General features: G+C 68.0%; 14 protein-coding genes. 4 read left to right on the top strand and 10 right to left on the bottom strand.

What is annotated here, in order from left to right; translation table 11 throughout:
* Window positions 1-46: 46 nt before the first annotated feature.
* The 6 genes from G7Y50_RS09425 to G7Y50_RS12260 all read right to left on the bottom strand — a co-directional run bounded on the left by G7Y50_RS09425 (window position 47) and on the right by G7Y50_RS12260 (window position 5,151).
* Window positions 47-982, bottom strand: coding sequence for a Nif3-like dinuclear metal center hexameric protein (locus tag G7Y50_RS09425; RefSeq protein ID WP_165053534.1), 936 nt, complete (start codon window positions 980-982; stop codon window positions 47-49).
* Between the two features lie 120 nt (window positions 983-1,102).
* Window positions 1,103-1,918: a histidinol-phosphatase HisJ family protein gene (locus G7Y50_RS09420; protein ID WP_165053531.1), complete on the bottom strand. Its 816-nt coding sequence runs from the start codon at window positions 1,916-1,918 to the stop codon at window positions 1,103-1,105.
* A gap of 64 nt (window positions 1,919-1,982) precedes the next feature.
* A complete protein-coding gene (locus G7Y50_RS09415; RefSeq protein WP_165053528.1) occupies window positions 1,983-3,185 on the bottom strand; it encodes a cysteine desulfurase family protein in 1,203 nt (400 codons plus the stop codon).
* Between the two features lie 33 nt (window positions 3,186-3,218).
* Window positions 3,219-3,941: a ribulose-phosphate 3-epimerase gene (gene rpe / locus G7Y50_RS09410; RefSeq protein WP_165053524.1), complete on the bottom strand. Its 723-nt coding sequence runs from the start codon at window positions 3,939-3,941 to the stop codon at window positions 3,219-3,221.
* Window positions 3,942-4,326: 385 nt separating this feature from the next.
* The gene (locus G7Y50_RS09405) at window positions 4,327-4,746 is read right to left on the bottom strand and encodes a YjdF family protein (protein WP_165053521.1); all 420 of its coding nucleotides are present in this window, start codon (window positions 4,744-4,746) and stop codon (window positions 4,327-4,329) included.
* A 90-nt stretch (window positions 4,747-4,836) separates the two neighbouring features.
* The gene (locus tag G7Y50_RS12260) at window positions 4,837-5,151 is read right to left on the bottom strand and encodes a CDP-alcohol phosphatidyltransferase family protein (protein ID WP_165053518.1); all 315 of its coding nucleotides are present in this window, start codon (window positions 5,149-5,151) and stop codon (window positions 4,837-4,839) included.
* Between the two features lie 72 nt (window positions 5,152-5,223).
* On the opposite strand from G7Y50_RS12260, the gene G7Y50_RS09395 reads away from it, so the two are divergent.
* Both G7Y50_RS09395 and G7Y50_RS09390 read left to right on the top strand, forming a co-directional pair.
* Window positions 5,224-6,522, top strand: a complete 1,299-nt coding sequence (locus G7Y50_RS09395; protein ID WP_165053515.1) for a glycosyltransferase — start codon at window positions 5,224-5,226, stop codon at window positions 6,520-6,522.
* 403 nt (window positions 6,523-6,925) lie between these two features.
* A complete protein-coding gene (locus G7Y50_RS09390) occupies window positions 6,926-7,417 on the top strand; it encodes a methylated-DNA--[protein]-cysteine S-methyltransferase (protein ID WP_165053511.1) in 492 nt (163 codons plus the stop codon).
* 319 nt (window positions 7,418-7,736) lie between these two features.
* On the opposite strand, the gene G7Y50_RS09385 is transcribed toward G7Y50_RS09390, so the two are convergent.
* From G7Y50_RS09385 to G7Y50_RS09370, 4 genes are all read right to left on the bottom strand, one after another.
* The gene (locus tag G7Y50_RS09385) at window positions 7,737-8,741 is read right to left on the bottom strand and encodes an NAD(P)H-dependent glycerol-3-phosphate dehydrogenase (RefSeq protein ID WP_165053508.1); all 1,005 of its coding nucleotides are present in this window, start codon (window positions 8,739-8,741) and stop codon (window positions 7,737-7,739) included.
* Window positions 8,742-8,858: 117 nt separating this feature from the next.
* A complete protein-coding gene (locus G7Y50_RS09380) occupies window positions 8,859-9,566 on the bottom strand; it encodes a glycerol-3-phosphate acyltransferase (protein ID WP_165053505.1) in 708 nt (235 codons plus the stop codon).
* Window positions 9,567-9,569: 3 nt separating this feature from the next.
* A complete protein-coding gene (gene der, locus G7Y50_RS09375; RefSeq protein ID WP_165053502.1) occupies window positions 9,570-10,883 on the bottom strand; it encodes a ribosome biogenesis GTPase Der in 1,314 nt (437 codons plus the stop codon).
* 63 nt (window positions 10,884-10,946) lie between these two features.
* The gene (locus tag G7Y50_RS09370) at window positions 10,947-12,482 is read right to left on the bottom strand and encodes a DUF512 domain-containing protein (RefSeq protein WP_241159515.1); all 1,536 of its coding nucleotides are present in this window, start codon (window positions 12,480-12,482) and stop codon (window positions 10,947-10,949) included.
* Between the two features lie 540 nt (window positions 12,483-13,022).
* Here G7Y50_RS09370 and G7Y50_RS09365 point away from each other — a divergent pair.
* Complete coding sequence (locus G7Y50_RS09365; protein ID WP_165053497.1) at window positions 13,023-13,238, top strand: hypothetical protein; 216 nt, start codon at window positions 13,023-13,025, stop codon at window positions 13,236-13,238.
* Complete coding sequence (locus G7Y50_RS09360; RefSeq protein ID WP_165057036.1) at window positions 13,235-13,657, top strand: PIN domain-containing protein; 423 nt, start codon at window positions 13,235-13,237, stop codon at window positions 13,655-13,657. Before G7Y50_RS09365 ends, G7Y50_RS09360 begins: the two co-directional genes overlap by 4 nt.
* Window positions 13,658-13,708 lie beyond the last annotated feature (51 nt).

Here is a 13,708-nt window from a genome sequence, read left to right as displayed (position 1 = left end):
GCTCGGCGTGCGACGTCCCGGGCGCAGGCCGGCCGCCCGGGCCGCGTTAGACGCGCAGCGCCTCGGGCGTGGCCCAGTTGCCCGATTGGTCGATCACCATGATGGCGTCCTTCGCCACGCCCACGCGCGCGAGCGCCTCGGCCAGCACCGCCACGAGCGGAAGCTCGCTCACGTCGTGCCCGAGCTCGATGATGGCCAGGTCCGCGCCCGAGAGGTCGAGCGCCTCGTGGTACTTCACCTCGCCGCAGACGAGGCAGTCCGCCCCCGCCGCAAGCGCCGCGCGACCGCAGGTCCCCGCCGAGCCCGTGGCCGTCACCACCGTGCGTAGCGGGCGGTCGAACTCGCCCCACACGCGCGGCGCCCTGCCGAACACCGCCGTGCAGCGCGCAGCCAGCTGCGCGAGCGTATGCGGCCCGCCATCCTCGGCGGGCACGTCGCAGATCTGCCCGTACCCCTTGCGCCTCGATCCCGGAAGCGGCTCGACGAAGCGGCCCGTGAACGCGAGTCCCAGCATGCTCGGCAGCACGCGCGCCGCCTGCGGGCTCACGTCGAGCGCCGTGTGGAAGTCCATGAGCGCCACGCGGTTCTGGATGGCGGCCCACACGCCCGCGCCGGGGCTTGCCGCCACCGAGCTCTCGGGCGAAAACGACGTCGGCGGCGCGAGAAAGGCGGGGTGGTGCGTCACGAGCACGTTGGCGCCGCCGCGGGCGGCCTCGCGGATGGCGGCCACCGTGGGGTCGAGCGCCACGGCCACGCGCTCGACGGGAAGCGCCGCCTCCCCCACCAGAAGGCCCATGCGGTCCCACTCCTCCGCGTCCTGCGCGGGGAACTCCTTGAGCAGCGCCGCCTCGAGCGATCCGACGGTGAACGTCGGCGCCGCCTTGGCGATGGCGCGCGCCGGGCGCTTGACGAGCGCCCCTCTCTTCGATGCCTCCTCGCCAGGAGACGTTCCCTGGGGGTCTTTTCGGTTGAACAGCGCCATGATGCCTCCTTTGCTTGACCTGCCGCGCGCGGCCGAGCCTGCCTGCGCGAGCTGTGCATGCGCGCGTCCGAGCTGCGCCTGCGCGCCTGAGCCGAACATGCGCGCCTGAGCGCGCGGCGCTTACTCGATGGTAATGGTTCGGCGGTCGCCCGTGGCCGTCGGAACGGTAACGACCCGGTAACCCGCCTCGTACAGGGCCGCGTAGCCGCGCTCGATGTCGCGCGCCACGTTGGCCGGCTCGTGCGCGTCGGTGCCCACCGTGCAGGGGACGCCCGCGCGGCAGAACGCCCGCAGCAGCGCGGGCGCGGGGAACATCTCGGCGCACGCGTAGTAGCTGCCCGAGGTGTTCAGCTCGATCATGCGCCCGCCGGCCGCCGCCGCCTCGGCCGCCGCCTCGTAGAGGGGCGCCACGTCGTAGCTGGGGTAGTAGTTGAACTTCTTCGCGAGGTCGGGGTGCGACATCACGTGGTAGGGCTGCGCCGAGTCGGACGCCGCGTCGCACCACAGCTCGAAGTAGCGCTTCCAGATGGCGTCGGGCGCGCCGGGCTCCTCCCAGCGGTCGCGCAGGGCCGGGTCGTCGAAGGCCCAGGTGTCCACGAAGTGCACCGAGCCGAGCAGCAGCGTGAAGGGCGCCAGGTCGGCCTCGGTGATCACGCGATCCTCGTCGTCGCCGAGGTAGTCCATCTCGGAGCCCGTGATGATCTCGAGCTTCGGGTGCGCGCGGCGCGCGGCCTCGACGGCCTCCAGGTACCGCGGCATGTTCTCGGGCAGCACCGAGAGGTACTCGTCGGGGTCGAACGCCGGCGTGAGCGGGTAGTGCTCGGTGAACGCCAGCGTGGTGATGCCCGCCGCCTCCGCAGCGGCCGCGTACTCCTCGATCTCGCCGACCCCGTGCCCGCAGTACTTGGAGTGGCAATGCGTGTTTACAAGTTCCATTGTCTCTTTTGCTCCGTTTCGTAGATATTCTCAAGCCCGCTCGCCTGCGGCAAGAGAGGCGCCTTTACCATTCCAGTGCCTTCGGGACGGCGGCGAGGAACGCCTCGACGTCCTCCTGCGTGGTGTAGCGGCCCATCGACACGCGCAGCGCGCCGTAGGCGGCGTCCCCCTGCACGCCGATGGCGCGCAGGACGTGGCTCGGCTCGAGCGAGTGCGACGAGCACGCGCTGCCGCCCGAGACGCCGAAGCCCATCATGTCGAAGCGCAGGATGAGCGTCTCGCTCTCGAGGCCGTCGACGAGCACGTGCACGATGTTGGGCAGGTAGTCGCGCGAGCCGGGCTCCACCGGCACCGTGGCGCTCACGGGCTCGAACGCCGTAAGGCCCGCGTAGAGCTGGTCGCGCAGCGCGCGCAGGCGCTCGGCCTCAGCCTCGGCGTCCGCCGCCGCGGCGACCGCCGCCGCGAAGCCCGCGATGCCGCACACGTTCTGCGTGCCGCTGCGCCGGCCGCCCTCCTGCCCGCCGCCGAGCTGCTGCGGGGCGAACGGCGTGCGGGCGCGCAGGTACAGCGCGCCGACGCCCTTCGGCCCACCCACCTTGTGGCCCGAGAACGAGGCTGCGTCGACGCCGAGCGCGCCCACGTCGACGCGCACCTTGCCGAGCGCCTGCGTGGCGTCGGTGTGGAAGAGCGCCCCGTGGGCGTGCGCGATGCGCGCGAGCTCGGCCACGGGCTGGATGGAGCCCACCTCCGAGTTCGCCATCTGCGCCGACACGAGCACCGTGTCCGCGTCGATCGCCGCCTCGAGCGAGGCGGGCTCCACGAACCCGCGCGCGTTCGGCGCCAGGTACGTCACGCGCATGCCGTCCGCCTCCAAGCGGCGCGCGGGCGCGAGCACCGCGTCATGCTCGAGCGCCGTGGTGATGACGTGCGGCGTGAAGCCGCCCGCCCCCTTGCGCCGGCGCGCGCCGGCGGCGGCGTGAGCGAGCCCGAGCACGGCCGCGTCGTCGGCCTCGGTGGCCCCCGAGGTGAACACGATCTCGTCGGGCCGCGTGGCGCCGAGGTCGTGCGCTACCTGGCGGCGCGCACGCTCCATGCGCTCGAACGCCGCGCGGCCCGCGGAGTGCAGCGAGTTCGCGTTGCCGCCCGCGGCGAGGTTCGCGCGCCCCGGCACGAGGTAGGGCTCCATCGCGCGCGCCGCCTCCTCGCACAGAGGCGCGGTGGCCGCGTAGTCGAGGTACACGTAGGTGTCCGTTACCTTAGCTGGCATGCAGCTTCAAGCCTCCTTCTTCGCCGCCCGCCTCTACGCCTGCGCGGCGAGGGCCGCCTCGCGCGCCTCGTTCGCCGCCTGCTCGATGCGCGCGAGGGCCGCTGCCGGGTCCTCGGCCGCGAACACGGCGTTCCCGCACACGAGCACGTCGGCGCCTGCGGCTGCCACGAGCGGGGCCGTGGCCACGCCGACGCCGCCGTCCACCTCGATGAGCGGGCTCGCGCCCGCCGCGCGCGCGAGGGCCGCCACCTCGGCCACCTTCGCGTCCGACCCCTCGATGTAGCTCTGCCCCGAGAACCCGGGCTCGACGCTCATCACGAGCACCATCTCGAGCTCGGCGATGACCGGGGCCAGCACCGCGACCGGCGTGCACGGCTTCAGCGCCACGGCCGCCTTGCAGCCCGCCGCGTGGATGACCTCGACGGCACGTGCGAGCTGCGGGCCGTAGAGCGCCTCGGCGTGCACGGTGACGACGCAGGCCGTCGGGTCGGCAGCGCCTTGGAGCACGTCGAGGAACCACGGCAGCTCGCGCTCCGGGTTGTCGATCATGAGGTGCACGTCGACAGGCAGGCTCGTCGACTTCACCAGCTGCTTGAGCACGGGGATGCCCACCGTGAGGTTCGGGGCGAAGTGCCCGTCGATCACGTCGTAGTGCACGTACCCTGCGCCCACTCGCTCGATCAGGTCGATGTCGGCCTGGAAGCTCATGAAGTTGGCGGACAGGATGGAGGGGGCGATCTTCACTGGTTGAAACATGGAATGTCCTTGCACTCGCGGATGTACGCACCGCGCCTATTCTAGCGCAGCAACGCGGCGAGATTCCGAGTTATTATCTCGTCCACATTACGCACGACCCGCGCGGCCGCTCATGGGCGCAAGCTCATATCCGCGTCCCAAGCAGATGCCTCTTCTCGCGGCGCTTGCAATCCTGCTTGAACTGAGAGCCGTATTCGACTTCGAGCATGTTATTCCTCGAGAGATGCGATCATGTCAGCGGCTGTCTTGAACCGCGCCGGCTTCCCGGAGGAAAAGAAGTCATCCGCCTCCCGTACAGCCTGAAGCGACTCCTCGTTGGGCTCCGGCATTGACAGGTCAAGCGGTATGCGGCTCGCTATGTCATGATGGAGGGCGTTTTGCACGGCTAATGGCCTTTCCGCTTCTGCTTCTTCTTCTCCTGCTTCTGGGAGAACTGCGCTTCCTGCGCTTCGCGCCTTGCTCGGGCGCGGCGGGCTTTCTCGTCCGCCTTCTGAGCCTCCCTCGCCTCCGAGAGGGCCTGCTGGGACTTGGTGCTGACGGGACGTCTGGACAGCTCTCTCGACGCTTCGCGCATGCGGCGCTTCGGGTTCTTCGCCTCCTTCGGGGCTTCGACCTCCGCGCTTCCGTGGAGGCTAAGGGACTCCCATTTCCGAACGACGAACTGCAGGACCTCCTCGTTCGACGGCTCCGCGCCGAAGACGATGCGCGCGACGGACAGCTCGCCGCCTTCCACATGCTCCACGACGCCGACCCAGAACTGGCCGTCGTGGAACACGGTCAGGGTGGATGACACGCTGATCTGCATGGCGTATTCCTCCTTTATGTAGATCGACCATGCAGAGAAGGGACAACCAAGGAGGCAGGTTACTGATGCGGCGTTCCCGCACGCCCACGACTACCCGACGGGGACTGTGTTTTCATCTCTGATGGGAAGCATTATACCTTCTTCGCCGTGCTCTCGCGGAGCAGGACGACACACGGAGTCGCGCGAGCGGCCTTCGATGCGCAGGACGGCGTCCGCAGCGCTGTCGAGCCTGGCGCCGAGCTCGCTTTCCGTTCCCGCCCTTCTCGTCGCAAAGCCATCGAGCATGTCCACCAGGCCAGCAACGGCATAGATGACAAAAGCAGGCAGAAAGCTTGCTTGAATCAACCCAAGAGACCCTTCCGGCGAGAGCGCGGGGCGGCAGATGGGCCACGGACGAGGGCGCATGCGGTACAATGGTGCACTGGACGTGCGCGCAGGCGCCCGCCCGCCATCGTCTCGCACGCATTGGAGGCCCCCATGAAGATTCTCCTGGTCAACCATTTCCCGCTCGAAGGGTCGGGAAGCGGCACCTACACCATGAACACCGCGCAGCACCTCGCCAAGCGCGGGCACGACGTCTGCATCGTGTTCCCCGAGAACCGCGTCCCAGCGCCGCTCGACGGGGTCTCGCTGCGTCCGGTCTACTTCGACGCCGCAGGCGGGCAACACGCACCGGCCGGCGACCCGGCCGTCAGCGACGCGCCCGCGGGCAAGCCGACAGCGAGCGGCAGCGCAGGCGGCAACGTAGGCGACGGCAGCAGCCCGACGAGCCCGCTGCCGTTCAACTTCCCCTGCTTCACCACGCATCCGCGCAGCCTGACGACGTTCGACGACCTCAGCGACAGCCAGCTTGAGCGCTACCTGGGAGCGTTCACCGCAGCCGTCGGCGCCGCCGTGCGCGAGTTCGAGCCCGACATCATCCACGCCCAGCACGTGTGGCTGCTCGCCAACGTGGCCGCGAAGACCGGCGTGCCCACCATCGTCACGGCGCACGGCACCGACATGATGGGCTACCGCAAGTGGCCGCGCTTTCACGAGCTCGCCGACGAGACGGTGCTTCTCAGCCACAGCATCATCGCCATCTCGAAGGACAACTACGAGGACACCGTGTCGACCATTCCCGCCGCAGCCGAGAAGATGGTGCTGCTGCTGAACGGCTACAACGAGGACGTCTTCTACCGCGAGGACATTGACCGCGCGTCGCTGCTCGAGGAGCACCACGTTCCCTACCAGGGGGAGCGCGTCGTGCTGTTCGCGGGAAAGCTCACCAACTTCAAGGGCGTCGACGTGCTGCTGCGCGCCGCCGCGCGCTACGAGCGCGAGCATCCCGACGTCGTCACCTTGCTCGCCGGCAGCGGCGAGGAGCGCGAGATGCTCGAGCGCCTTCACGCTGAGCTGGAACTTTCGCGCACGTACTTCCTGGGGCACCAGCTGCAGGACAGCCTGCGCAGGCTCTACAACGCGGCCGACCTGTTCGCCATGCCGTCGCGGCGCGAGCCGTTCGGCCTGGTGGCGCTCGAGGCCATGGCGTGCGGACTGCCCGTCGTGGCGACGAACCAAGGCGGCCTGCCCGAGTTCGTCACGCAGGAATGCGGCACGCTCGTCGACGTCGACGACGCCGAGGCCCTCGCGCGTGCCATCGTGAGCGAGCTCGACCGCACGGCCGCGACGCCGCTGCGCCGGGAGCGCATCGCAGAGAGCGTGTTCGAACGCTACGCCCAGTCGAAGTTCGTCGTACGCCTCGAGGCGCTGTATCAGCAGGTCATCTCGGCGTAACGCAAAGCAACGGCAAGAGCGCGTGGCAGCGTGGCGCGCCTTGACGCAACGGAGGGTCATGCTCGCGTGTCATCCTGAGCGGAGCAGCTCTCCCCCCGTGTCATCCTGAGCGAGCAGAACGGAGTCGAAGGATCCGGCCCCGGGCATGGCGCGCCCGCTGCGCTACCCACCCCGTGTCATCCTGAGCGAGCGAAGCGAGTCGAAGGATCTGGCCCCGGGCATGGCGCGCTCGCATGCGCAACTCGCGCGCGACCAGATCCTTCGACTCCGCGCCCTGCGGGCGCTGCGCTCAGGATGACATGGGGGGGGAGCACCTGACGGGTGCTCCGCTCGGGGCGGCACGGTGGGCACGACGCGCGCTCCGCGTTATAATGGCCGCATGCTTCATCTGAAAGGACGCCGCATGGCCCGTTTCGCCGCAAGCCCCCACGACAAGCTCACCTACTACGTCTACCCCACGCCGTACGGGCCCGTCACCATCGCCGAGCGCGCGGGCGCCGTCTGCGCCGTGGCGCTCGGCGACGTGCGCCTGGACGGCGAGCGGCGACCTGCCGAGGCGACGAACGCCTGCTCAACCCAGCTGCTCGAGTTCTTCGCCGGCAAGCGCACCTCCTTCGACGTACCCGCCGTGCTCGAGGGGAGTGACTTCCAGGTGAGGGTGTGGCGCGCCATCGAGGCCATCCCCTACGGGCAGACGCGCACCAACCGCGAGATCGCCGAGGCGATCGGCCAGCCCGAGACCTACCGCATGGTCGGGGCCGCCGTGCGGAAGAACCCGCTCGCGGTGCTCGTCCCCGCGCACCGCGTGGTGGGCGCCAACGGGCGCCCCACCGGCGCCGACCGAAGCGCCCAGCTGCGCGCCGCGTTCCTTGAGTTGGAGCGAAGGCACGCATAGCGAGCCCACTCGGCCAAGGCGCAAGACCCCTGCGCGCCCCCTTACCCCCATCATTGGCAACGTCAGCGAGAAGGGCCGGGGTGCCCCGAGTTGCCGCGAAAAGCGCGCGGACGCGCACTTCGTGCGCAGCGAGCGCTTGGAGCGGCAAGGCAGGGTGCCCCGGCCCTTCGCGGCGTCAGCCGGCTCAGCCGTCGCACAGCAGCGGGGAACCTACAGCCCGTAGAACTCCGTGCGCGACAAGCGCTTGGAGCGACAACTCGGGGCACCTCGGCCCTTCGCGACGTCAGCCGGCTCCACCGCTTCGCGGCAGCGGCGGAGCCTACAGCCCGTAGAACTCCGTGGTCAGCGGGCGGTCGGCGAGCAGGCGCGCGGCGGTGGCCGCGTCGGCCCCCTTCCAGACGATCTCGCGCACCGTGTCGGTGATGGGCAGCTCCACGTGATGGCGCTTTGAGAGCACCTCGAGCGTCTTGCACGCGAGCGCGCCCTCCACCACCATGTGCGTGTCGGCGGCGAAGTCGTCGAGCGTGCGGCCGCGCGCCACGTAGTCCTCGCCGAAGCGGCGGTTGCGCGAGTGCTTCGACATGCACGTGGCCACCATGTCGCCTGCGCCCGCGAGCCCCATGCACGTGATGGCCTCGCCGCCGCAGGCCACCACCATGCGGCTCATCTCGGCGAGCCCGCGCGTGATCAGGAGCGACGCGGTGTTGTCGCCGTTGCCCAGCCCGTAGGAGATGCCCACGGCGATGGCGATCACGTTCTTGAACGCCGCGCAGAGCTCCACGCCCGCCGCGTCGAGCGACGTGTAGGTGCGGAAGGTGTCCGTGGCGAACAGGTCGCGGAAGAGCACTGCCGTCGCCTCCGACGCGCTCGCGACAACCGTGGCGGCGGGCTTCCCGCAGATGATCTCCTCGGCGTGGTTGGGGCCGGAGAGCACGGCCATGCGCGCGGGGTTCCCCACCTCGTCGGCGAGGACGTCGATGGGCAGCATGCCGGTTTTCTCCTCGACGCCCTTCGAGCAGATGACGATGGGGGTCTCAGGTCCGACGAGCCCGGAAAGCTCAGCGCCCACGCTGCGCATGATGTGCGAGGGCGTGACCACCACCACGGCGCGCGCGTCGGCGAGCGCTTCGGCGTAGGAGAGCGTCGCGCGCACGCGCGGCGAGAGCGCGGAGCCCGTCAGGTAGCGCGGGTTTTTGTGCTGTTCGTTCACGCCCGCGACCACCTCGGGGTTGCGCGCCCACAGCGCCACGTCGTGCCCGTTCGTCGCGAGCACCTGGGAGAGCGCCGTGCCCCACGACCCCGCGCCGATAACCGCAACCTTCATAGTGCGTTCAACTCCTTCAAAACCTCAGAGTCACCTGTCCGGCAAAGCCAGCGAGAGGCTCTGCAGCGCTTCGCAGCGTCGGCAGGTTCCGCCGCTGCGTCAGCACGGCGGAGCTCCCTACTTCTTCTTGTCCCCGATCCTGCGCTCGTTGCCCGCGCGCAGGCGCGCTATGTTGCCGCGGTGCGCCCACACCACCGTGAGCGCGCCCACCGTCATGAGCGCCACGGCGAGCCCGTGGCCCCACAGGTAGTACAGCGAGAAGAACGGGCAGGCGGCCGCCGCGGCGATCGAGCCCACCGACACGTAGCGCGTGGTGACCACCAGCACGGCGAAGATCGCGATCTCGAGCAGCGCGCCGACGGGCCCGAACACCACGAACAGGCAGCCCACGGCCACCGCGATGCCCTTGCCGCCCTTGAAGCCCAGCCACGGGCTGAAGATGTGCCCCCACACGCAGCCGAAGAAGGCCACGCCGAAGCAGAGCGCCAGCGCGCTCTCGGCAACAGGCGCGGTTGTCGCCACGAGCACGCCGCCGAAGCTCCCCGCCTGGGCGGCGCTCACGGCGAGCGAGCCTTGGATGCAGGGCGCCACGAGCGTCGCGAGCAGGCCCGAGATCACGCCCTTCCCGAAGTCGAGCACGAACACCGCGCCGCCGCCCGCCTTGCCCATCGAGCGCATGGCGTTGGTGGTGCCGATGTTGCCCGAGCCCTCGTCGCGGATGTCCTTGTGGAAGAACACCCGCGAGATGATCACGCCCCACGGGATGGAGCCTAGGAGGAAGCAGGCGACGAACAGGCCGATGGCCCACAGAAGCACGCCGAGCATGGGCTAGTCCTTCTTCTTGAACTTGAGGCGGATGGGCGTTCCCTCCAGGTTGAACTGCTCGCGCAGGCGGTTCTCGAGGTAGCGCTCGTAGTTGTCGTCCACGATGTCGGGACGGTTGCAGAAGAACGTGAACTGCGGCGGGCACGTGGAGGTCTGCGTGACGTACTTCATGCGCAGGAGGGCCTTCCCCTTGCTCACGGTGTGGCCCGTCTCGCGGATGCCGGCGAGCCACGCGTTGAGCTGGCTCGTGGAGATCTCGGTGGAGTAGCCCGCATACGCCTGGTCGATGACGTCCCACACGCGGTCGACCTTCTTGCCGGTCAGCGCCGAGACGGCGATCACGGGCGCATAGCCCACGAACGTCATGCGGTCCTCGATGAGCTCGCGGATCTTCTGCTTGGCCTCAGGGCCCTCCACGATGTCCCACTTGTTCAGGATGATGGCCATCGCGCAGCCGCGCTCGGCCGCGTAGCCCGCCACGCGCTGGTCCTCGTTGGTGAGGCCGAGCGTGCCGTCGATCACGAGCAGCGCCACGTCGGCGCGGTCGATCGCGCGCATGGCGCGCACGAACCCGTAGTACTCCACGTCCTCGTCGATGTGGCTCTTGCGGCGCAGGCCCGCCGTGTCGACGATGCGGTAGAGCTCGCCCTCGTGCTCCACGAGCGTGTCCACGGCGTCGCGCGTGGTGCCCGCCACGTCGCTCACGATGGAGCGCTCGTCGTTGGTGAGCCGGTTGGTGAGCGAGGACTTGCCCGCGTTCGGGCGGCCGATGATGGCCACGTTGACGGCTGGCACCTCGTCCTGCCCGTCGTAGTCGAGCTTGGCCAGCTCGGCCGTGATCTCGTCGAGCAAATCGCCCGTGCCGTGCCCGTGCGTCGCCGACACCGGCCACGGGTCGCCGAGCCCCAGGTTGTAGAACTCCCAGATGGCGTCCTCCTTCGAGGGGTTGTCCATCTTGTTCACCGCGAGGAACACCGGCTTGTTCGCGCGGCGCAGGATGCGCGCCACCTCCTCGTCGTCGGCGTTGATGCCGGTCTTGCCGTCGACGAGGAACACGATGACGTCAGCTTGGCGCGTGGCCTCGAAGGCCTGCGCGCGAATGGAGCTCTGGAAGGCGTCCTCGTTGCCCATCTCGATGCCGCCCGTGTCGACGAGCGTGAAGTCGATGCCGTTCCAGTCGGCCTTGTGGTACGAGCGGTCGCGCGTGACGCCGCGCATCTCGTGCACGATGGCCTCGCCAGTCTGCGCGATGCGATTCACCAGCGTGGACTTGCCCACGTTGGGACGCCCGACGACGGCGACGAGAGGTAATGCCATGATTCGTTCCTTCTATGGTCGAGGGCTTCGCGACCTGCCCTGCGCGGCGCCCCAGGCGCACGCTCAGACGGCCCGCCCCGCAGCGGCCAGGTTGATAATTTCAGTTAGGTAATCTAACGGGTTACAGGATACCACGCTGATGGGCGTGCCCGCGGCCTTCTCCATATCCTCTACGGTAGCGTCATCGAGCGTCACGCCGGCGTCGTTCAAGATGACGCGCGGGATGACGAAGAGGTCGCGGGGCACGGAGGCGGGGGGCGCGGGGCGAGCAGCTTGTATCGCGGGCACGATGTCGCAGGCGCAGAGGAGGCCGGTGACGTCCACGTTGCCGCCGAAGTAGGTGTTTCGCACCGTGAGGGGGACGAGGCGACCGGCCAGCGGGCTTCGCTCCACCATGCGGTCCAGGAAGGGCTGCATGGCCTCGCCCACCACGAAGCGCACGCGCAGGCCGGCGGCGTCGAGCGCGTCGGCGGCGCGGCGCGCGAGCCCGTCCGCGCAGGCAGAATCGAACTCGTCCACGTAGGAGCGGATGATGCCGATGCCGTCCTCGAAGAGCGAGAAGTCGCCGTAGTGGCTGGCGGGAGGGATCTTCTCCGCCGTGTCGGCCAAGTAGGCGTTGCGGTAGAACTCGTCGGCTGCGTGCACCCACGGCTCGCCGCGCTCGGCAAGCGCACGGCGCTGGAAGGGCTCTACGATGTCAATGACCGCGCGCGCGGCGGCCGGATCGTTGAAGCTGTGGTCGAAGAAGGTCTGGTGCTTGGTGAAGCCGAGGGGCACGATGCCGATGTTCAGGATGTTCGGGCGCGCATATGCCCAGTTCAGCGTCCCGCGCAGCACGTCGCCGTCGTTCGCCTCGGGCACGAGCACGATCTGCGCGTGCACCTCGATGCCCGCCGCGAGCAGACGGTCGAGCGCGTCGAGCCCGTGCTGCGCGTGGCGGCCGATGAGCGCGCGACGCGCCACAGGGTCACTCGCGTGCAGCGACACGCGCAGGGGCGAGATGCGCTGCTCGATGATGCGCGCCTCGTCCTCGACGCTCAAGTTGGTGAGCGTCACGAACGTGCCGGACAAAAAGCTCAGGCGGAAGTCGTCGTCGCGCAGCGAGAGCGAGGGGCGCATGTGCGCGGGCAGCTGGCGCATGAAGCAGAACGTGCACGCGTTGCGGCACAGCTTGACGGCGTCGAACACCACGCCCTCGAAGGTGAAGCCCCAGTCCTCCCCCTCCTCGCGCTCGAGCTCCACCACACCTGAGTCGCCGTCGAGGTCGACGTACCCCACCTCGATGACGTCCTCAGCAGAGAGCCAGCGCCAGTCGATGATGTCCCGCAGGGGCTGCCCGTCGACGCTGGTGAGGTAGCACCCCGGCTCGAAGCCCGCGTCATAGGCGGGCGAGTCAGGCGCGACGGCGGTGATGAGCGCGCGCGGCGGCACCGCAGAGCGCGTTGCGCGCGGGCGGGGCGCGAGGGCAGGCTCCGGCGCCGACGAGGGCGCGCCGGCAGGCGCTGCTGCAGGCGCGGGGACTTCCGCGTCGCTGCAGGCGCAAGCGCGCGGGCGGTCGCCCGCCTGCCGCACTATGTCTGGTGAAGGGTATGTCTCCACGCAACCCGCCTTCTTCAAGTCTGCCGCTTTCTCTCCCCTGCCGAAACCGCCAACCCCAGCGCTTTCGGGACATTCCCCCGTTTACCTCTACCCTCCACCTTGTCCGAGCATAGGTTGTTGCCAGAAAGCACGACCGCTCAAAGCTAATTCATTTCTTCAATGCTGATCGAGCATTCGGCGTCGGAGAAGCCGAGAAGATTTATCCTACCGGAAAGCATGCGCACCTCAATCAGCTCACGAGCGTCATGATTATTGCGACAACCGTATTGGCAAGCGCTTCTCGTTTCGATCCTTCGACAAGAGAGGATTGAGGGGATTGTAAATGGGATCAATAAGATTGTAAACGAGGCTGATGAGGAGAGGTCGCCATGACAGCCGGAAGGGCAAGCAGACCAGTGGAGCTTGGATGACAGGACACCTAGACCAAGCATGGAGCACAAGCAAACGAGCTGTAAAATCAAATGAATCACAAGCGAAAGCACGCAGGATGGGAATACAATGAGCCCAATCAGTCATCAGCATCACGCAATGGAGGACACCATGGAGATTGCGGTGGCAGAGTCTAAGAAAAAACCGAAGCGTTTTCTCGATGCTTCTCGGCAAAAAACCGATCTTGCGAGGAAAGACTGGGATGCTGCGACCAGCCCAGCCTCTACCCACTCCGACAAAGAAGCCCTGGTGGAATCACTCGTCGGCATTTTGCCACCCGACTTCGACGCTCAAGCCGCCCTCGATGACAGGAGAGCTGCGATTTGAAAGTCCTCGTCGACACGTGCGTGCTAATCGACGTTCTCCAGGCACGCGAGCCCTTTCTGGAAAACTCCAAGCGCGTCTTCCTCGCAAGCGCAAACAACGCCATTGAGGGAATGACAACGGCCAAAGCCATAACGGACGTGTTCTATCTCATGCATCGGCATTTCCACGACAATGAGAAATGTAATCAGGTGATCAGGAGCCTGTATGAGATTTTCAGCGTAGCAGACACGACAGCTCGCGCTTGTTTAAGAGCAAGCTTTTCCGCAATCAGCGACTTCGAAGACGCCGTGATGGACGAAACGGCCCAGGAAGAAAAAGCAGAGGCCATCATCACGCGCAACATCAGCGATTATCGGTCGGCAATCACCAAAGTCATTACCCCCGCCGAATTCGTGGCACAACTGGATCTTGACAATTAGGTCATTTCCTCGAATACGTAGCTGCCATCCTCGCCGTGCTCCCACAGCTCA

The sequence above is a fragment of the Adlercreutzia sp. ZJ176 genome, assembly GCF_011038975.1.
In the GTDB taxonomy this organism is placed as follows: Bacteria; Actinomycetota; Coriobacteriia; order Coriobacteriales; family Eggerthellaceae; genus CAAEEV01.
This window is presented reverse-complemented; position numbering and strand designations above follow the sequence as displayed.